The sequence below is a fragment of the Bradyrhizobium sp. 87 genome, assembly GCF_023073015.1.
GTDB classification, from domain to species: Bacteria; Pseudomonadota; Alphaproteobacteria; order Rhizobiales; family Xanthobacteraceae; genus Bradyrhizobium; species Bradyrhizobium canariense_D.
The window spans coordinates 458667-481306 of record NZ_JADPIQ010000148.1 but is presented as its reverse complement, the minus strand read 5'-3'; the positions used below and the strand labels follow the sequence as shown (position 1 = coordinate 481306).

The window sequence follows — 22640 nt, the reverse complement described above, 5'->3', positions numbered from 1 at the left end:
CCGATATGCTGTATTCGCTCTTTTGAGCGGCTCGGTTCACCGTCTACAGTCGAGCCGCGATTTGCAAGCCGACCGGACAGGAAAATGCACGCCCGCGCTGACGCTGCCGACACGGCCGCCGAGTCCAGCACTCATTGGGCCGACGATATTTTCGCGACCTTGCAACGCTTCGACGTTCGGCAGGTGCCCTACGTGCCCGACGCCGGCCATTCAAAGCTGATCCAGCGCGTGCTGGCATCGTCCACGATGCGCGGCATTCCGCTCACGACGGAGGAGGAGGGCGTGGCGCTTCTCGCCGGCGCCTGGACGGGGGGCCAGCGCGGCGTGCTGTTGATGCAGTCGAGCGGGGTCGGCAATTGCATTAACATGCTCTCGCTGATCCCGATCCTGCGCTTTCCCTTCCTCACGCTGGTGACGATGCGTGGCGAGTGGGGCGAGTTCAATCCATGGCAGGTGCCGATGGGATCGACCACGCAGGGCGTGTTCGAGCTCTCGGGTGTCAAGGTGCTGCGGGCGTCTAACGCAGCCGAGGTGCCGGCCGTGTTAGAGGCGGCGGCCGCGCAGGCCTATAACGCGCTCACACCCACCGCCGTCCTGCTGTCGCAGCGCCTGATCGGCGCCAAGGTTTTCACCAAATGAGCAAGGCCAATCTCCTCGACCGCCGTCAGGTGGTGTCCACGCTTCTCGCGGACCGCAAGGACGTGGTTGCGATCGGCGGCCTCGGCGCCTCCACCAACGACATGTGCGCGGCCGGCGATCATGCGCGCAATTTCTACCTCTGGGGCGGCATGGGCGGGGCGGCGATGATCGGGTTGGGCCTCGCTCTGGCGCAGCCAAAATTGCCGGTGCTGGTCATCACCGGCGACGGCGAGATGCTGATGGGCATGGGCAGCCTTGCCACTATCGGTCTGCAAAAGCCGTCCAATCTCTCGATCGCGGTGCTCGACAACGAGGCCTATGGTGAGACCGGCGGTCAGACCAGCCACACTTCCGTGGCCGCCGACCTCGTCGGCATCGCCAGAGCCTGCGGCATCGGAGACAGCCGGTCTGTGACGACCATGGCCGAGGTCGAGGCCTTCGCCAAATCCGTCCACGACGTCACGGCCGGGCCGCGCTTTGCCAATGTGAAGATCGACAGCGCCAATCTGGAGCGCATTTTGCCCAGCCGGGATGGGACTTACATTCTCAACCGGATCCGCGGCGACCTCGGCTTCCGCCCGATTTAGAACTTGGGATACCTCTAAGAGACGATTCTTGTAGGTTGCATCGCACCATTCGGCTTGACTTTTGCGTGGGTGAGTGCTTACTCACTAGCATGAGCTCATTGCGTATGACGAGCGACCTGAGGCGTCAATTGATCCTCGGCGCCGCAAAGCGTTGCTTTGCCCGACACGGCTATACCGGCACCACGACCAAGAGCGTGGCGGCCGCCGCTGCCATTTCCGAAGCGCTGCTGTTCAAGCATTTCCCGTCCAAGGCCGCGCTTTACGCCGAAATTCTCAGCGATGAATGCGAGGCGGACCCGGCGCTCATGGAGCTGCTCGAACGTGAGCCGTCGACCGCTACGTTGGTCGAAGTGATCCGCGGCATGGTCGGGCATTTCATGCACATCGCCGATGGCCCCGACCAGGAAGAGGCCCAGCGCCTGCGACTGATGACCACGAGTCATTTGGAGGATGGCGAATTTGCCCGGTTGCTATATGCCAAGATCGAGGCGCTGATCGGGGCGGCCTTCGTCGCCTCGCTCGAGCGTGCGGTTGCCGCGGGGGACGCGCGGCCATACAACGGCGAACCGCTCAACCTGTTCTGGTTTGCGCATCACACCGTGATGACGGCTGCGCTGACCAGGCTGCCGGCCACGCCGTGTCTCGCTTACGGCAAGGCGAACGACCTCGAGCGGCAGCTCTGTGAGTTTCTCCTGAGGGGTATCGGACTTAACGACGCCGCAATTGTTTCGCATTTGGGCCGCGATCAGGCCAGTTGTGCGGGCAAGACGGCGATTGCAGAAAGTGCATGACATGAACATCGTGACCGAACACAAGATTTCGGGCGAACCGATCGACAACAAGGCTCCCAAGCGTCCGGTCCGGCCGGTGCTCTGGTTCATCGTCGTCGGCACGCTTCTGGCCGTGCTCGTCGGTGGCCTCGTCTGGTTCAATTATTTCCGCGGCCAGATGATCAAGCAGTTCTTCGCCAACAACAAGCCGCCGCCGGTCGCGGTCAGCGCCGCCGAGGCGAAGTCCGAGGTGGTGCCGAACCTGTTGACCGCCGTCGGTGGTCTCGCCGCCGTGCACCAGGTCGACGTCAGCGCCGACGTCAACGGCCGTGTCACCGAGATCAAGTTCGAGCCGGGCACGCATGTCGAGGCCGGCACACCGCTCGTGCAGATGTTCGACGCGCCGGAGCAGGGCGACCTCGCCAATTACAAGGCGCAGGCCACCGTCGCACAGCTGTCGCTCGATCGCGCCAAGCAACTGGCGTCGCGCCAGTTCGGGCCGCAGGCAACCGTCGACACCGCGCAGGCCGCGTACGATCAGGCGCAGGCGGGTATCGCCAAGACCGAAGCGTTGATCTCGCAGAAGCTGGTCCGCGCGCCGTTTTCCGGCGATCTCGGCGTCCGCAAGGTCGAGGTCGGCCAGTATCTGACCGCCGGCACGGCCATCGTTTCGCTGACGGATCTGTCGGAGCTGTGGGCCAACTTCACGGTGACGGAAAAGGACTCGGGCAGCCTCAAGGTCGGTCAACCGGTCCGGCTGAAGGTCGACGCCTATCCCGGCCGCACCTTCGACGCCAAAATCACCACGATCGAGCCGCAGATCTCGACCGACACCCGTAACATCCGCGTGCAGGCGACCATCGCTAATCCGGAGAAGATCCTGAAGCCCGGCATGTTCGTGACCACCACGGTGGTGCTGCCGGACAAGCCGGCCGTAGTCACCGTGCCGGAGACGGCGGTCGACTACACGCTGTACGGCGACTCGGTGTTCGTGATCACCGAGAAGAAGGAAGCCGACGGCAAGACCAGCCTGAGCGCGGTGCGCACTTTCGTGCAGACCGGCAACCGGGTCGAAGGCCGCGTCGAAATCGTCAAGGGCGTGAAGCCGGGCGACAAGGTCGTCGCCGTCGGCCAGCTCAAGCTGCAATCGGGCGCGGCGGTGTCGATTTCGACCGACCCGGCTCCGCAGATCCCGGCGCAGCCGCCGCGCTACTGACATCGTACACGTTGCAGCATGATCCGGCACGGCCGGGTCACGCGCTTTGCAAGTCAAAGAAATCGAGATCGCCGCGATGCGCTTTACTGATATTTTCATCAAACGCCCGGTCCTGTCGGTCGTCGTCAGCCTGCTGATCCTGCTGATCGGCCTGCGCGCGGCGACGACGCTGCCGATCCGGCAATATCCGAAGCTGTCGAACACGGTCATCAACATCACGACCGTCTATCCGGGCGCGTCCGCGGACCTGATCCAGGGCTTCATCACCACGCCGATCGAGCAGGCGGTCGCCTCCGCCGAAGGTGTCGATTACATCACCTCGTCCTCGGTGCTCGGCACCTCGACGATCCAGGTCTACATCAAGCTGAACTTCGATCCGAACCAGGCGCTGACCGAGGTTCTGGCCAAGACGAACTCGGTCAAATACCTGATTCCGAAGGAATCCAACGATCCCATCGTCACCAAGACCACGGGCCAGACCACGGCCGTGATGTATCTCGGATTCTCGTCCGAAGAGCTGTCGGGCTCGGCGATCTCCGACTACCTGACGCGCGTTGTGCAACCGGTGCTGTCGACCGTCGACGGCGTCGCCTCCGCCGACATTCTCGGCGGCCAGACCTTTGCGATGCGGCTGTGGCTTGATCCTCTCAAGATGGCCGGCCGCAACGTGTCGCCTGCGGATGTCGCGACCGCGATCACTGCCAACAACTTCCAGTCAGCGGCGGGGCAGACCAAGGGTTATCTCATCGTCTCGAACGTATCGACGAATACGGGCCTGACCGACGTCAACCAGTTCAAGAAGATGATCGTCAAGGCCAAGGACGGCGGCTTCGTGCGGATGGAGGACATCGCCACCGTCGAACTTGCGGCCCAAAGCACGGACGCGAGCGTCGCCTTCAACGGCGAGCACGCCATCTTCATCGGTGTGCAGGCGACGCCGCAGGGCAACCCGCTGACGCTGGTCAAGGGCGTGCGGGCGCTATTCCCCGAGCTGGAGCGCAATCTGCCACCGTCGATGAAGATGAAGGTCGCCTACGATTCGACCAAGTTCATCCAATCCTCGATCGACGAGGTCGAGAAGACACTGGGTGAAGCCGTGATCATCGTGATCGTGGTGATCTTCCTGTTCCTGGCGTCGTTCCGTTCGGTCATCATTCCCGTTGTCACCATCCCGTTGTCGATGATCGGCGTCTGCACGCTGATGCTGGCGCTGGGCTTCAGCTTCAACCTGTTGACCCTGCTCGCGATGGTGCTGGCGATCGGCCTCGTGGTCGACGACGCCATCGTCGTGGTGGAAAACATCCATCGTCATCTGGAGGAAGGGAAAACGCCGGTCCAGGCGTCGCTGGAAGGCGCGCGCGAAATCGTGGGTCCCGTCGTCTCGATGACCATCACGCTCGCAGCCGTGTACGCGCCGATCGGTTTCCTCGGCGGTCTGACCGGCTCGCTGTTCCGCGAATTCGCCTTCACACTTGCGGGCTCGGTGATCGTGTCCGGCGTGATCGCGCTGACGCTCTCGCCGATGATGTGCTCGGTGCTGCTGAAGAACACGGAAGAGGGGCGCTTCGCCAAGTTCGTCAACAAGGTGTTTGGCGCGCTGACGCGGTGGTACGGGCGCAGGCTCGACCGCTCGCTCGACTACAAGGCCATCACCGGCCTGTTTGCGGTGACCATCCTCGGGCTCGTCGGCTTCCTTTACATGCACACGTCGAAGGAGCTGGCGCCTGAGGAAGACCAGGGTATCGTGTTCGCGGTGACCAAGGCGCCGAAATACGCCAATATCGACTACGTCGATTTTTACGGCGAGAAGCTCGACAAGGAATTCCAGAAATTCCCCGAGACCGATCTGCGCTTCGTGCTGAACGGCATCAACGGCCCGCAGGGCGGTATCGCCGGCATGCTGCTCAAGCCCTGGGAGGAGCGCAAGCGCTCGTCGATCCAGCTGAAGTCGCTGGTGCAGGCCGAGCTTTCCAAGATCGAGGGCGTGCAGGCGTTCGCTTTCAACCTGCCGCCGCTGCCGGGCGGTCCGGGCGGCCTCCCGGTGCAGATGGTGATCAACTCCACCGCCAGCTTCCAGACTGTCTACGAACAGATGGAGAAGCTGAAGGCCGCCGCCCGCAAGAGCGGAATGTTCATCGTCTCCGACAGTGATCTTGCCTACAACCAGCCGAACGTGAAGGTGACGATCAACCGCACCAAGGCGCAGGATCTCGGCGTCAACATGCAGAACCTCGGCAGCACGCTCGCGGTGCTGCTCGGCGGCAACTACATCAACCGCTTCAACCTCGAGGGCCGTTCCTATCAAGTTATCCCGCAGGTGCCGCGCGGCCAGCGGCTCTCGCCGGAATCGCTCGCCGGCTACTACGTGACCACCAATACCGGCCAGCAGCTTCCGCTCTCGACGGTTGTGTCGATCGAGACCAAGACCGAGCCGAATTCGCTGACACATTACAATCAGCTCAATTCAGCGACCTTCTCGGCCGTGCCGATGCCCGGCGTGACCGTCGGTGCGGCGGTCGACTTCCTCGAGAGCGAGGCCAAAAACCTGCCGCAAGGCTTCAGCCATGCTTATCTGGCTGACAGCAGACAGTATGTGCAGGAAGGCAACCAGCTCGCGATCACCTTCGGCTTCGCGCTGATCATCATCTTCCTGGTGCTGGCGGCGCAGTTCGAGAGCTTGCGCGATCCGCTGGTCATCATGATCTCGGTGCCAATGGCGATCGTTGGCGCACTGATCCCGCTGTTCTTCGGCGTGGCGACCATGAACATCTACACCCAGGTCGGCCTGCTGACCTTGGTGGGCCTGATCACCAAGCACGGCATCCTGATGGTGGAGTTCGCCAACGAGCTCCAGATCAACGAGCGGCTCGATCGCCGCTCCGCCATCGAAATGTCGGCCCGTATTCGTCTGCGGCCGATCCTCATGACCACGGCCGCGATGGTGACGGGCCTGATCCCGCTCCTGACCGCGACCGGCGCAGGGGCCGCCAGCCGCTTCTCGATCGGTCTGGTGGTCGTGGCCGGCATGTCGATCGGCACGTTGTTCACGCTGTTCGTGTTGCCGGCGGTCTACGTGGTGCTGGCGACCGACCATCGCGCGGCGGCCGATTCCGAGCGGAACAAGCAGGTCAACGACCTCGACCTCAACGCCAAGGCGCTGCGGCCGACCTGAGGCCACCGATAAAGCGAACCCGAGGGCGGCAGCGGCCAATCCGCTGCCGCCCTTTTCTATTTGCCTCGGGGGCCCGGCTGCCATCAGGCTTTCCCGCGCTCGCGAGAGACAAGGTCCGGTCTTCTTGCTAGGTTCAGCGGGATGAGCCTTCCCCTCCATCCCGACACCCCGCAAGCACGGACGCTGCCGAGCGCCGCGGGGGATGGCGTCGCGTCCGGTACGATGCCGGGGCAGGGGATCAGGACGCGGCTGTTCGCCAAATATGTCGCGTTGTTCGTGGCCGTCGTCGCGATCGCGCTGCTGGCCAACGGCCTGTTCGAGGTCGTCTTTTATTATGGCGAGCACAAGGCCGCGCTGATCCGGGTTCAGCATGAACAGGCCGAGGCTGCCGCTGCCAAGATCGGTCAGTTCGTCAAGGAGATCGAGAGCCAGCTCGGCTGGACCACGCAGCTGCCCTGGTCGGTGGGGTCGCTCGAGCAGCGCCGCTTCGATGCGCTGCGGCTGCTGCGCCAGGTCCCTGCGGTCACCGAGCTCGCGCAGGTCGATGCGACCGGCAAGGAGCGGCTGCGGGTCTCGCGGCTTGCCATGGACGCGACCGACAGCGGGATCGACCTGTCGGAGGATCCGAAGTTTACCGAGGCGGTCGCGCACAAGGTCTATTACGGTCCGGTCTATTTCCGCAGGGAGTCCGAGCCGTATATGACCCTGGCGCAGGCTGGGTCGCGCAAGGATGCCGGCGTCACTATCGCGGAGGTCAATCTCAAGCTGATCTGGGACGTCGTGTCCCAGATCAAGGTCGGCGAGCACGGACACGCCTACGTGGTGGGTCCGGAGGGACGCCTGATCGCGCACCCCGATATCAGCCTGGTCCTGCGCAACACCGACATGTCTGGTCTCACCCAGGTGCGCGCCGCGCTTGCCGGAGGCAGCGCCGCGTTCGACCCGCTTTCCGAAGCGCGCAATCTCCAGGGACAGACGGTGCTGACCGCGTCGGCCCCGATCGCGCCGCTGCACTGGACCATGTTCGTCGAGCTCCCGGTCGAGGAGGCCTATGCGACGCTCTATGCCGCGTTGGAACGGCTTGCATTCGTGCTGCTCGCGGCGTCGATCTTCGCGGTGCTTGCCGGGATATTCCTCGCGCGCCGCATGGTCGGGCCGATCCAGGCGCTGCGCAGCGGTGCCGAGCGCATCGGCAGTGGCGATTTCTCCCAGCGCATCTCGATCCGAACCGGAGACGAACTGGAGGGGCTCGCGGACCAGTTCAATGACATGGGCGAGCGCCTGCAGGAATCCTATGCGGACCTGGAGAAGAAGGTCGAGGTGAGAACCGCCGAGTTGACCGAGTCGCTCGAGCAGCAGACGGCGACGTCGGAAGTGTTGCAGGTCATCAGTTCGTCTCCGGGCGAACTCGCACCGGTGTTCCACAAGATGCTCGAGAATGCCACACGAGTCTGTGGCGCGAGTTTCGGCGTCATGAATTTGTGGGATGGAGAGAATTTCACAATTGCTGCGGACTACAATGTGCCGCCTGCGTTCGCGGCTTCGCGGAAAGATATGGCGATCCGTCCCCATCCGGAGAGCGCGCTTGCCGTGGTCGTCAGAACACGTCAAGTCGTCCACGTTCACGATGTGCAACAAACTCCGGCCTATCTTGCCGGAGGTCCGACCATTCGTGGAATCTCAGACGTCGCCGGCGCCCGTACGATCGTAATCGTGCCCATGATGAGGGAAAGCGAGCTGATCGGAACCGTCGCGGTTTATCGCAAGGAGGTCCGGCCGTTCACCGACAAGCAAATCGCGTTGGTTGAGAACTTCACGAAGCAAGCCGTCATCGCCATCGAGAATACGCGACTGCTGAACGAATTGCGCAAGCGCACGACGGAGCTGTCGCAATCCCTCGACGATCTTCGCACCGCGCAGGACCGCCTGGTCCAGACCGAGAAGCTCGCGTCGCTCGGCCAGCTCACGGCGGGAATCGCGCACGAGATCAAGAACCCACTCAATTTCGTCAACAATTTCTCGGCGGTGTCGACCGAGTTGATCGACGAGCTCAACGAGGCGCTGCAGGCGGCCTCGCTCGACGGCAAGACGAAGGCGGAGGTCGACGAGCTGACTGGCATGCTCAGGAGCAACCTCGAAAAGGTGGTGCAGCACGGCAAGCGCGCCGATTCCATCGTCAGGAACATGCTCCTGCATTCGCGCGAGGGCTCCGGCGAGCGCCGTCCGGCGGACATCAATGCCATCGTCGAGGAAAGCCTCAACCTCGCCTATCACGGCGCGCGAGCCGAGAAGCCTGGCTTCAACGTCACGATAGAGCGCGGCTTCGACCCCGCCGCAGGCATGGTCGATATCTATCCGCAGGAAATTACGCGAGTCGTCCTCAATCTGATCTCGAATGGCTTCTACGCCACTGCCCAGCGCAAGGAGAGCGCCGCAGACGCCTTCGAGCCCACCCTGCGCGCAGCAACCAGAACGCTCGGCGACAGGGTCGAAATCCGCATTCGCGACAACGGCACCGGGATCCCGTCCGAGGTGAAGGAGAAGATGTTCAATCCCTTCTTCACCACCAAGCCGGCCGGCGAGGGCACCGGGCTCGGCCTTTCCATGAGCCATGACATCGTGGTGAAACAGCACGGCGGCACGATCGACGTGAACACCGCACCAGGCGTATTCACCGAATTCATCATCACCCTGCCGCGCGTAATGGCGGCGGACGGCACTTCCGGAGGCAAGACTTGAACGTTTACATCCTGGTCGTCGATGACGAGCCCGACGTCGAGGCGCTGTTCCGGCAGCAGTTTCGGCGCGATTTGCGCGCCGGCCGCTTCCAGATGGAATTCGCGTCGTCGGCACCCGATGCGCTGAAGCTCGCCGCCGAGGTGCGCGATCCCTCGTTGATCCTGATTTTGTCCGACATCAACATGCCCGGCATGAGCGGGCTCGACATGCTGCCGAAGGTGCGTCTTGCGCATCCGGACGTTCCCGTCATCATGATCACCGCCTATGGCGACGCCGAGACGCGCCGGAAGGCGATCGAGCGCGGCGCGGTCGCACTCCTCACCAAGCCGATCGATTTCGCGCTGCTGCGGCAGGAAATCGACACAAGGCTCGAGAAAGCCGCATGACCGCGACCATCCTCTTCGTCGACGACGAGCCGGATCTCGAGGCGTTGGTCCTGCAAAAATTCCGCAAGCAGATTCGCGATGGGTCGGTGACCATCATGTTCGCGCGAGACGGCGTCGAGGCGTTGCAATCGCTCGAGCAGAATCCGCATGTCGACATGGTGGTCTCCGACATCAACATGCCAAGGATGGATGGGTTGTCGCTGCTGGCGAAGCTCCAGGAAGCGGACGACAAGAAGTCCACCATCATCTTGTCGGCCTATGGCGATATGAGCAACATTCGCACTGCGATGAACCGCGGCGCGTTCGACTTTCTGACCAAACCGATCGATTTCGCCGACCTGGAGATGACGATCGAGAAGACCATCCGCCATATCGAGATGCTGCGGGAGGTGCGGCGCCGCCAGACGGAAGCCGAGCGCGCTCACGCCGCGCTCTCGCGTCATTTCTCGCCCGAGCTCGCCAAGCGTCTGGCGGCCGGCGGTGAGAGCGAGGGAATCGAAGTGCAGTGGCGCGATATCGCGACCATCTTCACGGATATAACGGGCTTCACCTCGCTGGTCGAGAGTGCGCCGCCGGAGACGCTGGGCGCGCTTCTCAACGAATATGTCGGCGGCATGACCGAAATCGTCTTCACGCATGAGGGGACGGTTGCCAAGATCATCGGCGATGCAATCCAGGTGCTCTTCAATGCGCCCGGAGATCAGCCCGATTATGCGACGCGTGCGGTTGCCTGCGCGCACGAGCTCGACGCCTGGGCGGAGGATTTTTCCGCGCGCTGGAAGCCGAGAGGGGTGAATTTCGGCACCACCCGCATCGGCATTCACGCCGGGCCGGCACTGGTCGGAAATTTCGGCGGCAACCGGTTTTTCGACTACACCGCGTATGGCGACTCCATCAACATCGCGGCGCGACTGGAAGCCGCGAACAAGCATCTGGGCACGCGGATTTGCGTCAGTGCCGGCATCGCCGAGGCGGCTGAGAATTTTCGAGGTCGTCCCGTCGGGGAGCTAATGCTGCGCGGACGCAGCGAAGCGTTGCGCGCGTTCGAGCCGCTGACGCCGGCCCAATTCGCTGCGCCGGAAACGGCGCTGTATTCCGAAGCTTTTGCCAAGATGGAAGCCGGGGATGCCGCCGCCATGCCGGCTTTCGCGGCGCTGGTCGGCATGCATGCCGGCGATTCCCTGGCCGGCTTTCACCTGAAGCGCCTGCTTAACGGCGACAAGGGCATTCGCATGCAACTGGAATAGGAGTCCGACATGATTGGTGAATTCTCCGCCGGCAACTATCGTTTCATTCCGTCCGTATTCCAGTATTCGGCCGGTGCGGCCGCGGACGACGGCTATGAGATCGAGCGCGTCCGCTTCGACCGGCTGGTGCCGCTCGCCGAAGGCTTTGCGCTTGCCGCGAAGCATATCCAGGAGGCGGGGCGGCCGCTGACGGCCTTCTGCGCTTGCGAACTGCGGTCGCCCGCGGCCTTCAGCGAAGAAGGTTTTCGCGCGTTCAACCTGCACTATGTGAAGACGTTGTCCGAATGGGGCATCTTCGACGGCACCACCAATCCGGTGGCGCGCAGCAATGTCTGTCCAGAGATCGATCCACCGGCCGAGCCGTCGTTCTACGCGTTCTCCTTCACGCGGCCGACAAGCTCGAAGACGCCGAGCTTCGTGATTTCCGGCGGCGCCGAGGCGCGCGAGGGCGGCGGGACCTATGTCGAGCGCACCGTGCGCTACCGCGACCTCAGCCCGGAAGGCCTTCGCGAGAAGGTGCGCTTCACGACGACGTCCCAGATGGAGAACAGGATGACGGCCTTCGGCTTCGGCTGGAAGGACACGACCGGCGTGCAGGCCTATTCCGTGCACGACTTCCACCACGCGCTGGTCGACGAACTCGTCCGCCGCGGGGCGTTGCGGTCCGGCCTGACTTGGCACTATGCCCGGCCGCCGGTGGTCGATCTCGAATACGAGATGGATTGCCGCCGCGTGATGCGCGAGGTCGTGATCTAGCGCTGGCGTGGATCGAGCGCGTCGCGCAGGCCGTCGCCGAGCAGGTTCAGCGACAGCACCACGAGGAAAATCGCAAGCCCCGGCCAGATCGCCATCCACGGCGCCTGGGTCAGGAAGCGCTGCGCTGCGTTGAGCATGCTGCCCCAGGATGGCGCCGGCGGCTGCTGGCCGAGGCCAAGGAAGGACAGCGCGGCTTCGGCGATAATGGCGGCCGCAATCGACAGCGTCGCTTGCACCAGCAGCGCCGGCAGGATGTTCGGCAGGATGTGCGAGAACGCGATCCGCCACGGCGGATTGCCGAGCGCGCGCGCCGCCTCGACATAGTCCTCAGCCTTGACAACCAGCACCTGGCCGCGGGTCAGGCGGATGAAAATCGGGGTTGCCGAGATGCCGATCGCGATCATGGCGTTGCCAAGGCTCGGACCGAGGAATGCGGCGAGTGCGATCGCCAGGATCAGGAATGGGCAGGCCAGCATCGCGTCGGTCATCCGGCTGATCAGTGCATCGACGAAGCCGCCGCGATAGCCGGCAAGCAGGCCGAGCGGAACGCCGACGCCCAGAGCGATCGCCACCGAGGTGAGGCCGGCGAGCAGCGAGGCGCGAGCGCCGTAGAGGACGCGGCTCAGGATGTCGCGACCGAGCTCGTCGGTGCCGAACCAGTGCGCCGTCGTGGGCGGCTTGCGAACCAGGCTCCAGCTCGTCGCGATGGGATCGTAGGGAACGACGAGCGGCGCGAGAGCCGCGAAGCCGACGAACAAACTGATCATGACAAGTCCGAACACTGCGGCCTTGCGTTTGAACAGGCGCCGCCGGGCGCGACGCGCCGGGCTGTCCAGCTCGTCAGCTTGCGCGATGGGAGCAGCGGGCAGGGCGGCATCGGTCATGAGTCTAGCCCCGTAGCCGCGGATTGACGAGGATGTAGGCGACATCGGCAACCAGGTTCAGTGTGATGTAGACCGTCGCCGTCACCAGCACGACGCCCTGTACCACCGCGTAGTCGCGGTTGAACACGGCGTCCACGATCAGTTTGCCGAAGCCCGGAATGGAGAAGATCTGCTCAGTCAGAACCGCGCCCGACAAGAGCGTGCCGAGCTCGAGCGCGCCGAGCGTAATGATTGGCGTGAGTGCGTTGCGCATGGCGTGCTTGAGGATGACCGAGCGTTCGGACAATCCCTTGGCGCGCGCGGTGCGGACATAGTCGCTTTCCAGCACCTGCAGCATGGCGCTCCGGGTGTGCCGCATTAGGACCGCGGAAATTGCGTTGCCGAGCACGAAGGCCGGCATGATGGTGGCGGCGAGGCTCGCGCGCCAGTTCTCAGTCAACGGCACGTAGCCGGACGCCGGCAGCCAGCCGAGTTCGATCGAGAACAGGAAGATCAGCATGATGCCGAGCCAGAAATTCGGCGTCGAGATGCCCCACAGCGCGAACAAATTGGCACCATAATCCCAGACGGTGCCCCTTTTCACGGCGGAGACGATGCCGGCGGGAATGCCGATCAAGAGCGCGATCAACATTGCCATCGAGCCGAGCTGGAGCGTCACCGGCAGCTTCTGCGCGATCAGCTCGCGCACCGGCATCTTGTTGCGCAGCGATTCACCGAAATTGCCTGATAGAACGCCCTTGAGCCAATAAACGTACTGCACGGGGATCGGCTGATCGAGCCGGTATTGCTGGCGGATCTGCTCGATCACGGCGGGATCGCGCTCCTCACCGGCCATCACCAGCGCTGGATCACCTGGCAACAATTGCTGGAGCGAGAAGATCAGCACCGACACGAAGAACAGTGTCGGCACGATCTGCGCGATGCGGCGGGCGAGGAAGTTCAGCATGGCGCCGGCCGCGTGTCAGGCGAGGCCACGCTCACTTGAACTTCAGCCCGACCACGCGCACGAGGCCATCTGGCATCTGCTTATAGCCCTGGAGCTTGGTCGTGTGCGCAATCAGAAGCGTGCGGTGGTAGATGTAGATGATCGGCAAATCGTTGAGCACGATCCCGGTCAGCTTTTCGTAGATCGCCTTGCGCTCATCGAATTTGGCGGTCAGCCGGCCGTCTTCCATCAGCTTGTCGGCTTCCGGGTTCGAATAGACGCCATCGTTCTGCGGTGCCTTGCTGCGCATGAAGATGTAGGAGTTGCCGTCGGGATCGATGCGGCCGCTCCAGTTGATCTGGAAGATCTGGAACTCGCCGGCCTGGGCCTGCTTGAAGGTGGTCGCGAATTCGACCGCGCGGATCTTGATGTCGAAGCCCGCTTCCGCCGCCATCGACTGGATCACCTGGGCAACCGCTTCGTTCTCCGCGCCCTTGGGGATCATGTAGTCGACGGTCACCGGCGAGGTGATGCCCGCTTCCTTCAGCAGCGCCTTGGCCTTCGCGACGTCGCGGCCGTGGACCGGGAACGCCTTCTGGTAATAGGGATGTGTCGGGCTGACCCATTGATTGCCTGGGGTGAACTCGCCGTTAAAGACAACTTGGTTGAGAGCTTCGCGATCGATCGACAGATCGAGCGCTTGGCGTACTTTCGCCGACTGGCTGAGCGGCCCCTTTGCTTTGTCGTTGCCGATATTGACGGTCAGGCCGTAATAGCCGAGCTCCGGTGCCGTCGACAGCACGAGCCGCGAATCCGCACGCACGTCCTTGATGTCGGTGGCGAGCACGCGCTCGATCAGATCGAGTCCGCCGGACTTCAGGTTGGCAAGGCGCACCGTGGCGTCAACGATCGGCAGGAAGACCACCCGGTCGATATGGATGTTGTCCTTGTTCCAATAGTCGGCGAATTTTTCGAAGACCATGCGGTCCTGCTGCACGCGCTCGACGAACTTGTAGGGACCGGCGCAGACCGGATGCAGGCCGAACTTGTCGCCGGCCTCCTTGGCAGCCTTCGGCGACACCATCATGCCGGAGCGGTCGGTCAGCTGGGCGATCAGCGGGGAGTAAGGTGTCTTAAGCACCAGCTTGATGGTCAGAGGGTCTACGATTTCGACATGGTCGACGCTGGCGAGCTCAGACTTGCGGAACGAGGTCGGCAGCGTCATGTGACGCTCGATCGAGAACTTTGCGGCTTCCGCGTCGAGCGGCTCGCCGTCGTGGAATTTCACGTTGGGCCGGAGCTTGATAGTCATCTCCTTGCCGTCGGGCGAGGTCTCATGCGACAGCGCGAGCTGCGGCACGATGTTGAGCTTCTCGTCGATGTCGAACAGCTTGTCGCAGAAGGCGGAGAACACGATGCGGCCGACATAGGTGCGGCCGATGCTGGGATCGAGGATGTCAGGATCCTCGGCGATGCCGATGCGAAGTGTGGTCTGGGCTTGGGCCGCGCCTACGAGCGACGTCAGCAATGCCGACGCCAGGAGTGCCAAACGCATAGGACTCATCGCTCTCAACCTCTGTTTTACGGCTATGCCGGGTTCGTCCCCAATGAACTAACCCCGCTGCCGCGGACTGCTTCCGGGCCGCCGCTGAAGGCGGCGACCAATTTTTCGAGAACCGGGGAGAAGCCGCCGTCCGTTGGGACGATCGCCTCGGACGACGGCAGTTCCGACGTTCGGTGGCATGCCGTTGCATGTCCGATGCCATCCTGCACGAGCTGAGGCATTTCGTTGCGGCAACGGTCGACCACGTAGGGGCAGCGGGTGTGGAAGCGGCATCCCGGCGGCGGATTGAGCGCGCTGGGGATTTCGCCCTGCAGCACAATGCGGCTGCGCTTTGCCCGCGGTTTAGGCACGGGAATCGCGGACAATAGAGCCCGGCTGTAGGGATGACGCGGTGCGGCAAACAGCGCGTCCGCCGCCGCCGTCTCGACGATCTGGCCGAGATTCATCACCGCCACGTGGTCGGCGATGTGCTTGACCACCGCGAGGTCGTGCGAGACGAAAATGTAGGCCAGCCCGAGCCGGTCCTGCAGCTCGCGCAGCAGATTGAGGATCTGCGAGCGGATCGAGACGTCGAGCGCCGAGACCGGCTCATCGCAGATGATCAGTTTCGGCTCGACCGCGAGCGCGCGGGCGATGGCGATACGCTGGCGCTGGCCGCCGGAAAACTCGTGCGGGTAACGACGCGCCAGCCGCGGCTCCAGCCCGACCAGCCGCAGGATCTCCTCGACGCGTTCGCGCCGCCGGGCGGGCGGCACCAGATTGTGCAGCGCCAGCGGCTCGGTCAGGATCTGGCCGACGGTCATGCGCGGATTGAGCGAGGCGTAGGGGTCCTGGAAGATGATCTGCGCCTCGCGGCGAAAGGCGCGCAGTGCGCCGGCGTCGAGCGAGAGCAGATCGCGGCCTTCGAAACGGATCGTGCCTGCATCCGGCTCGATCAGCCGCAGCACCAGGCGGCTAACGGTGGATTTGCCGCAGCCGGATTCACCGACCAGCGCTAGCGTCTTGCCGGCATCGAGCGAGAAGGAAACGCCATCGACGGCTTTGACATGCGCCAGCGCCCGGCCGAACAGCGAACGCTCGGCGACGAAATGCTTGAGCAGACCCTGAACCTCGAGCAGAGCCATCACGACACCAGACGTTCGAGCGGGGCGCGCAGGCAGCGCGAGAGGTGGCCGGGGCTGACTTCGAGCAGCGGGGGCGGCGCCTTGGTGCAGGCGTCCAGCACGAAGGGGCAGCGTGCGGCGAAGCGGCATCCCGCGGGCGGCTGCATCATGTTCGGGACCATGCCCTCGATCGTGGCGAGCTGGTCGGCGCGATGGTCAAGCCGCGGGATCGAGCCGAGCAGGCCGACGGTGTAGGGATGCTGCGGCGCTGAGAACAGCTCGTCCACCGGCGCGCGCTCGACGATCTCGCCGGCATACATCACCGCGACCTCGTCGCAGACTTCGGCGACGACGCCGAGATCGTGGGTGATCAGGATGATGGCAGCGCCGCTCGCCGCCTTCAATTCGCGCATCAGCTCCAGGATCTGCGCCTGCAGCGTGACATCGAGCGCGGTGGTCGGCTCGTCCGCGATCAGCAGCCGCGGGTCGCAGGCGAGCGCCATCGCGATCATGACGCGCTGGCGCATGCCGCCGGAGAGCTTGTGCGGATATTCGTCGATCCGCCGCTCGGGCGAGGGGATGTGGACGCGACGCAGCAGATCGATCGCCCGCTCGCGCGCACTCCTGCGCGAACCGCCGCGGTGGCGCAAAATCGTCTCGATGATCTGGTCGCCGATGGTGAAGCTCGGATTGAGCGAGGTCATCGGCTCCTGAAAGATCATCGCGAGCCGGTTGCCGCGGAGGTCCCGCAGCGTCTGGTCCGACGTCTTAAGCAGGTCGAAACCGTCGAAGCGGATCGCGCCGGAGATCTCCGCGCTCTGCTTCGGCAGCAGGCCCATGATCGCCAGCGACGTCACGCTCTTGCCGCAGCCGGATTCGCCGACGAGGCCGAGCGTCGCGCCATTGGCGACGCTGAGATCGACGCTGTCGACCGCATGGGTGACGCGGCCGTCGTCGCCGTGAAAACGAATGCGCAGATCGCTGATCTCGATGAGGGGGCTCGGGTTCATGAGCGTATTGCGCGCGCTGCGGCGATGCTGGCGTCGATGACGCTGCGATCGGTGTTGCCGGCAGGGTTCTGCCGGGTTGGCATGGAAACGCGGAAGTGGACCCAGAGTTCGTGGCTGACGCGCTCGAGCCGCTCGAGCTCGCCGAGCGGATCGGGATGATCGTCGGCGCGCAGGTCCAGCGCCGGCCATTCCTCCTCGCCGTGGATCAGGAGCGCGGCGGACTGCTTGCCGCGCTTGTCGCCGCCAGCGGCCTCGCCCGCGCGCAGCGCGGCAAGCAGGCGGCGCGGGAAGGGCAGGCTGTCATTGGCGATATAGGTTTTTGCGGTCTCGTCGAGCACGTCGGCGCCCGCGAGCATGTTGCCGGCGATCGAGAAGCCGCTGCCCGCAATGTGCCCGCACCAATCCACGCAGTCGCGCCCGGTATGCGCAGCAATCGCGCCGCTGGCGTCCATGATGTGAATCTGGCGGCTCTCGCGGCCGTCGTCGGTCGCGAGCAGGGCGGCCAGCACGTCGTGCGCGTTGAGGCCCTCACGCAGCAGCTTGACGCCGTCGATACCGTAATAAGGATTGACGAAAGCCTGCGTCGCGATGGCGCCAAGGCCCGCCGCGATGTAGGGGACACGCGCGCCGACGGCGAAGAAGCGCGTGGCAACGGCGATGCCAAACTGGCCGGTAGCAGAATCGCGCGCGATGATCGACCAGGTCATGTGCTGCCTTTAGCGTCCTGCGGCGTAGCCCTGCATGCCGCGCGGATTGGCGGCGGCGCGGCGGCGCGGACCGACGCGCGAGGCCGCGGTGAGGCGGCCTTCGGACCAGTCCGGACCGACCTCGACGATATGTCCGCGCTCACGCAGGTTCTCGATCGTCGCCTTCGGCACGCGGTTCTCGATCACGAGCACGCCGGGGCGCGCGGTGCGGGGCCAGAACGAGATCGGGAAATGCTCGGAATGCCAGGCCGGCGCGTCGATCGACTCCTGGAGATTGAGATTGCAGTGGACGTGTCGGAGGAAAAACTGCGTGATCCACTGGTCCTGCTGGTCGCCGCCGGGCGAGCCCCAGGCGAGATAAGGCTCGCCGTCGCGCAGTGCCATGGTCGGCGACAGCGTGGTGCGGGGCCGTTTGCCCGGCGCGAGCGAGCTCGGTTGGTTCTCCTCCAAATCGAACATTTGTGCGCGGCTGCCGAGGCAGAAACCCAGCTCGGGAATGACAGGCGAGGATTGCAGCCAGCCTCCCGACGGCGTCGAGGACACCATGTTGCCGACCTTGTCAATGATGTCGAAATGCACGGTGTCGCCGCGCACCTCGCCGAAGCGCCCCACGGTTGGCTCGCCGGCGCCGAGCGCGCCGACGGCCTCGCGCTGGCCCTCAGCTCGGCGCAGCTTGACCACGCCGCCAAGGCCCTCGACCGTGCCGGGCCGGAGATCGAGCGAAGCTTTCTCGGTAACCAACTTACGACGTTCGTCGTTATAGGCATCTGACAGCAGCGTTGCGATCGGGATTTCGCTGAACTTGGGGTCGCCGTAGAATTTTTCGCGATCGGCAAAGGCGAGTTTTGCGCATTCGATCTGGAGATGGATGAACTCCGGTCCGGTCGGATCGAGCCCATCGAGGGCAAAGCCCTTCAGCAGCGCGAGTTGCTGCAGCGTCACGGGACCCTGGCTCCAGACCCCGGCCTTGCAGACCGTGTAGCGGCCATAATCGTAGGTGAGCGGAGCCTCGACCGTCGGCTGCCAGCGCGCCATGTCGTCGGCCGACAGCACACCGCGATGCGGCGAGCCGCTGACGTCCATCACGTCCTGCGTCCGGCAGAATTTGTCGATGGCTTCCGCGACGAAGCCCTGCGACCAAGCCTTGCGTGCGCGCTCGATCTCGGCATCGCGGCCGCCGCCGCCGCTTTCGGCCTCGCTCAGGATTCGCGCATAGGTCGCCGCAAGTGTCTTGTTGGTGAAGAGCGTGCCGGGCTTTGGCACTTCGCCGTTCGGGAGATAGACGGCGGCCGATGTCGGCCAGTGCGTGCGGAATAATTGCTCGACGGTCTGGATCGTGGCGCAGGCGCGCTCGACCAGCGGATAGCCGTCGCGCGCATAGGAGATCGCGGGCTCCAGCACATCGCGCACGCGCATCGTGCCGTAGTCACGGAGCAGCATCATCCAGGATTCGAAGGTGCCGGGGACGCAGGCCGCGAGCAGGCCGGTGCCGGGCACCATGTCGAGGCCTTCGCTCTTGTAATGCGCGATGGTGGCGCGGGCCGGTGCCGGGCCCTGGCCGCAGATCACCTCGGTGCGGCCGCGCTTCACGTCGTGCACGATGATCGGAACGTCGCCGCCGGGGCCGTTCAGATGCGGCTCGACCACCTGGAGCGTGAAAGCGGTGGCGACGCCGGCGTCAAAGGCATTGCCGCCCTTTTCCAGAAGGGCCATCCCGATAGCGGTCGCGATCCAGTGCGTGGTCGCAACGACCCCGAAGGTGCCTTCGATCTCGGGGCGTGTCGTGAAGGGATCGGGATTGACGATGCTGGCCATGGACTACCTCATTTGCGGCGCGCGCAATTGATCACAGGGCCAGGCCGCCGCCAAATGCGCAGGCTGCATGGCACGCGCGCGTCACGCCGGTACCGGCGCGGTGTTGACCGCGTGGCAGGCGACGCCGTCGATCAATTCAGGTGCTTCCCTACGGCAGAGATCGAACGCCAGCGGGCAGCGCGGATTAAAGGCGCACCCGGACGGCGGGTTGATCGGGTTCGGGATCTCGCCCTTCACGGGGATGCGCTGGCGGCCGCTCATGGCAAGATCAGGCACGGCGCCAAGCAGCATCTTGGTATAGGGCATGCGCGGATGGGCAAACAGCTCGCGCCCTTCCGCGATCTCGACGATGCGGCCGAGATACATCACACCGACGCGGCTCGCCATGTGGCGGACGACGGCGAGGTTGTGGCTGATGAACATGTAGGTCAAGCCGAACTTGTCCTGGAGGTCGCGCATCAGGTTCAGGATCTGCGCCTGCACGGAGACGTCAAGCGCGGAGGTCGGCTCGTCGCAGACGATAAACTCCGCGTCGGAGGCGAGCGCGCGCGCGATCGCGATGCGCTGACGCTGGCCGCCCGAGAATTCGTGCGGAAATTTCAACCTGTCGTCGGGATGCAGGCCGACGAGGGTGAGAAGCTCTCCGACCCGCGCCTGGATGTCGCGCTCGCCCTCGATCAGGTCGAACGCGCGGATTGGCTCGGAGATGATGGCGTCGACTCGGAAGCGTGGGTTCAGGCTCGCATAGGGATCCTGAAAGATCATCTGGATGCGGCGGCGCAGTTTCCGCCGCGCCTGGGCCTGCCGCGGATCGGTCATTGAGATGCCGTCGATCAAGACGTTGCCGGAGCTTGGCGGCAGCAAGCCGACGACCATCCGCGCCACCGTGGTCTTGCCCGAGCCGGATTCGCCGACCAGTGCAAAGGTCTCGCCCTTCCTGATGTCGAAGGTGACGCCATCGACGGCCTTGAGATATTCGAGCTGCCCGCCTTCGAGCATGCGGTTGAGCCAGGGTTTCGAGACGTCGAAGACGCGGCGCAGATTCGTGGCCTGGATGAAGGGAGCGCTCATGCCGCGCTCTCCGCCGGCACGCCGTCATAGAGATGGCAGGCGACGGCTTGCGTGCCGCGCGGCAGCGGCTCCGGCCTCTCCACGCGGCATCGGTCGAATGCGAATGCGCAGCGCGGATTGAACGAACAGCCGCGCGGGATCGCCGACAGGCGCGGCATGGAGCCGGGGATCTGCACCAGACGCTTGTCGTCGCCGGCAAGCGTCGGGATCGCGCCCATCAGGCCCTTGGCGTAGGGGTGCAGCGGGTTCCTGACCACGTCCTGCACCGGACCGATCTCGGCGACGCGGCCGGCATACATCACCGCGACCCGGTCGGAGGTCTCGGCGATCACGCCCATGTCGTGGGTCACCAGCATCACCGCAGTGCCGTGATCGCGGCCGAGACGCTTGATCAGCGAGATGATCTGCGCCTGCACGGAAACGTCGAGCGCGGTGGTCGGCTCGTCGGCGATGATCAGCTCCGGTTCGGCGCAGATCGCGAGCGCAATCACCACGCGCTGGCGCATGCCACCGGAGAATTCGTGCGGATAGCCGTCGATGCGCTTTTCCGGAGCCGGGATTCCAACTTCGGCGAGCAGGTCGATGGCTCGGCGGCGGGCGGCGGTCTCGGACAGGTTCAGATGCGTTCTGATCGTCTCGATGAGCTGGTCGCCGACGCGGTAGAGCGGATTGAGCGAGGTGAGGGGGTCCTGGAAGATCATGCCGATCCGCTTTCCCCGGATACGGCGCAGCTCCTCCGCCGGCAAATTGTCGATGCGCAGGCCCGCAAGGCGAATCTCGCCGCCGGCGATGCGGCCCGGCGGATCGATCAGGCCGATCACAGCCAAGCCTGTGACGGACTTGCCGGCGCCGGATTCGCCGACCACGCCGAGTACCTCGCCCTTGGCGATGTCGAAGGAGACGCCATCGATGGCGCGTAGCGTGCCGCGGCGGGAGGCGAACTCGACCTGAAGATTACGCACGGAGAGGATGGGGTCGGTCATGAGCGAGACGCTCTCATCCAGGTTTTGCTCATCCGAATCATGCTCATCCAAGTCTCGCTCATCCGAGTCTTGCTCATCGAAATGTTGTTCATCGGAGCTTCGGGTTGAGCGCGTCGCGCAGCCAGTCGCCGAGCAGGTTGATCGACAGGATCAGGGCAGCGAGCGCGATACCAGGGAAGGCCACAATCCACCATTCGCCCGCGAACAGGTAGTTGTTGCCGATGCGGATCAACGTGCCGAGCGAGGGCATTGTGTCGGGCAGGCCGACGCCAAGGAAGGACAGCGTTGCCTCGGTGATGATGGCGAGCGCAAGGTTGATCGTGGCGATGACCAGGATCGGACCCATCGTGTTTGGCAGCACATGGCGGAACATGATCTTTGGTGCGGGAAGGCCGATCAATTGCGCGGCCGCCACGTAATCCTTGTTCTTCTCGACCATCACGGAACCGCGCACCGTGCGGGCATACCCGACCCAGAAACTCAGGCCAATCGAGATCACCAGCACCACCAGCATGCTGGTTGCATCCAGCCGGTTGCCGAGGATCGATTTGGCGATGCCGTTGACCAGCAGCGCGATCAGGATGGCGGGAAAAGTGAGTTGCACGTCGGCGATCCGCATGATCACGCCGTCCACCGCGCCCCCGAAATAGCCGGCGACCAGGCCAAGCGCGATGCCGAGCGCGCCGGCGAAGATCACGCCGGCCACGCCGACGGCGAGCGAGATGCGCAGCCCGTAGAGAATGGCGGAGAACACGTCGCGGCCCTGCTCGTCGGTGCCGAGCAGGAACGGGCTCTGCCCCTCGGCGGTCCAGAGCGGTGAGATCCGGGAATTCATCAATTGGAGCTGTGCCGGATCGAACGGGTCCTGCACCGCGAGCGCGGAGGCAAAGATCGCGAGCAGGAAGAACAGCACGGTAATGACTGCCGCCACCATGGTCAGCTTGGATCGGCGAAACGAATAGAAGATGTCGCTGTTGAGTGCGCGACTGAACCAGCTGCGGGCGGCATGCGTCGGCAGCGTGCTCGGCTTGTCGGGATGAGAGGCGACCACTTCGGACATACAGGC

19 protein-coding genes are annotated in these 22640 nt (G+C 64.3%); 9 read left to right on the top strand and 10 right to left on the bottom strand.

The features are described 5' to 3' along the window. Window positions 1–84: 84 nt before the first annotated feature. The 9 genes from IVB50_RS40660 to IVB50_RS40620 all read left to right on the top strand — a co-directional run bounded on the left by IVB50_RS40660 (window position 85) and on the right by IVB50_RS40620 (window position 11512). Window positions 85–639 carry a phosphonopyruvate decarboxylase gene (locus IVB50_RS40660; RefSeq protein WP_247300242.1) on the top strand — a complete coding sequence of 185 codons (555 nt, stop codon included), beginning with the start codon at window positions 85–87 and terminating at the stop codon, window positions 637–639. Beyond that, window positions 636–1226, top strand: a complete 591-nt coding sequence (locus tag IVB50_RS40655; RefSeq protein ID WP_085362286.1) for a thiamine pyrophosphate-dependent enzyme — start codon at window positions 636–638, stop codon at window positions 1224–1226. Before IVB50_RS40660 ends, IVB50_RS40655 begins: the two co-directional genes overlap by 4 nt. Before the next feature lie 89 nt (window positions 1227–1315). Continuing rightward, window positions 1316–2017: a TetR/AcrR family transcriptional regulator gene (locus IVB50_RS40650; protein WP_085352143.1), complete on the top strand. Its 702-nt coding sequence runs from the start codon at window positions 1316–1318 to the stop codon at window positions 2015–2017. A 1-nt stretch (window position 2018) separates the two neighbouring features. Further along, a complete protein-coding gene (locus tag IVB50_RS40645) occupies window positions 2019–3212 on the top strand; it encodes an efflux RND transporter periplasmic adaptor subunit (RefSeq protein ID WP_018457051.1) in 1194 nt (397 codons plus the stop codon). Between the two features lie 76 nt (window positions 3213–3288). Then, entirely contained in the window at window positions 3289–6384 is a 3096-nt protein-coding gene (locus IVB50_RS40640) for a MexW/MexI family multidrug efflux RND transporter permease subunit (protein ID WP_026233289.1), read from the top strand. Between the two features lie 141 nt (window positions 6385–6525). Further along, a complete protein-coding gene (locus IVB50_RS40635) occupies window positions 6526–9123 on the top strand; it encodes an ATP-binding protein (protein ID WP_247300240.1) in 2598 nt (865 codons plus the stop codon). Continuing rightward, entirely contained in the window at window positions 9120–9509 is a 390-nt protein-coding gene (locus IVB50_RS40630) for a response regulator (protein ID WP_018457048.1), read from the top strand. Before IVB50_RS40635 ends, IVB50_RS40630 begins: the two co-directional genes overlap by 4 nt. Beyond that, window positions 9506–10756, top strand: a complete 1251-nt coding sequence (locus tag IVB50_RS40625; protein ID WP_018457047.1) for an adenylate/guanylate cyclase domain-containing protein — start codon at window positions 9506–9508, stop codon at window positions 10754–10756. Before IVB50_RS40630 ends, IVB50_RS40625 begins: the two co-directional genes overlap by 4 nt. Before the next feature lie 9 nt (window positions 10757–10765). Beyond that, window positions 10766–11512, top strand: a complete 747-nt coding sequence (locus IVB50_RS40620; protein WP_085352145.1) for a hypothetical protein — start codon at window positions 10766–10768, stop codon at window positions 11510–11512. On the opposite strand, the gene IVB50_RS40615 is transcribed toward IVB50_RS40620, so the two are convergent. From IVB50_RS40615 to IVB50_RS40570, 10 genes are all read right to left on the bottom strand, one after another. Beyond that, window positions 11509–12396 carry an ABC transporter permease gene (locus IVB50_RS40615; protein ID WP_247300237.1) on the bottom strand — a complete coding sequence of 296 codons (888 nt, stop codon included), beginning with the start codon at window positions 12394–12396 and terminating at the stop codon, window positions 11509–11511. The two genes, IVB50_RS40620 and IVB50_RS40615, sit on opposite strands and share 4 nt — an antisense overlap. 4 nt (window positions 12397–12400) lie before the next feature. After that, complete coding sequence (locus tag IVB50_RS40610; protein WP_018457044.1) at window positions 12401–13342, bottom strand: ABC transporter permease; 942 nt, start codon at window positions 13340–13342, stop codon at window positions 12401–12403. Between the two features lie 31 nt (window positions 13343–13373). Beyond that, window positions 13374–14885, bottom strand: coding sequence for an ABC transporter substrate-binding protein (locus IVB50_RS40605; RefSeq protein WP_026233287.1), 1512 nt, complete (start codon window positions 14883–14885; stop codon window positions 13374–13376). A 23-nt stretch (window positions 14886–14908) separates the two neighbouring features. Then, on the bottom strand, window positions 14909–16009 hold the full coding sequence (locus IVB50_RS40600; RefSeq protein WP_018457042.1) for a dipeptide ABC transporter ATP-binding protein: 1101 nt from the start codon (window positions 16007–16009) through the stop codon (window positions 14909–14911). After that, entirely contained in the window at window positions 16009–16998 is a 990-nt protein-coding gene (locus IVB50_RS40595; protein WP_085362287.1) for an ABC transporter ATP-binding protein, read from the bottom strand. The genes IVB50_RS40600 and IVB50_RS40595 overlap by 1 nt, the downstream gene beginning before the upstream one ends. Next, entirely contained in the window at window positions 16995–17705 is a 711-nt protein-coding gene (locus tag IVB50_RS40590; RefSeq protein ID WP_085362288.1) for a DUF1028 domain-containing protein, read from the bottom strand. Before IVB50_RS40590 ends, IVB50_RS40595 begins: the two co-directional genes overlap by 4 nt. A 9-nt stretch (window positions 17706–17714) precedes the next feature. Next, window positions 17715–19520, bottom strand: a complete 1806-nt coding sequence (locus IVB50_RS40585) for a gamma-glutamyltransferase family protein (protein WP_018457039.1) — start codon at window positions 19518–19520, stop codon at window positions 17715–17717. 81 nt (window positions 19521–19601) lie between these two features. Next, window positions 19602–20591, bottom strand: coding sequence for an oligopeptide/dipeptide ABC transporter ATP-binding protein (locus IVB50_RS40580; RefSeq protein ID WP_018457038.1), 990 nt, complete (start codon window positions 20589–20591; stop codon window positions 19602–19604). Then, window positions 20588–21574, bottom strand: coding sequence for an ABC transporter ATP-binding protein (locus tag IVB50_RS40575; RefSeq protein WP_085352225.1), 987 nt, complete (start codon window positions 21572–21574; stop codon window positions 20588–20590). Before IVB50_RS40575 ends, IVB50_RS40580 begins: the two co-directional genes overlap by 4 nt. Window positions 21575–21662: 88 nt before the next feature. Further along, a complete protein-coding gene (locus IVB50_RS40570; RefSeq protein ID WP_018457036.1) occupies window positions 21663–22634 on the bottom strand; it encodes an ABC transporter permease in 972 nt (323 codons plus the stop codon). Between the last annotated feature and the right edge of the window lie 6 nt (window positions 22635–22640).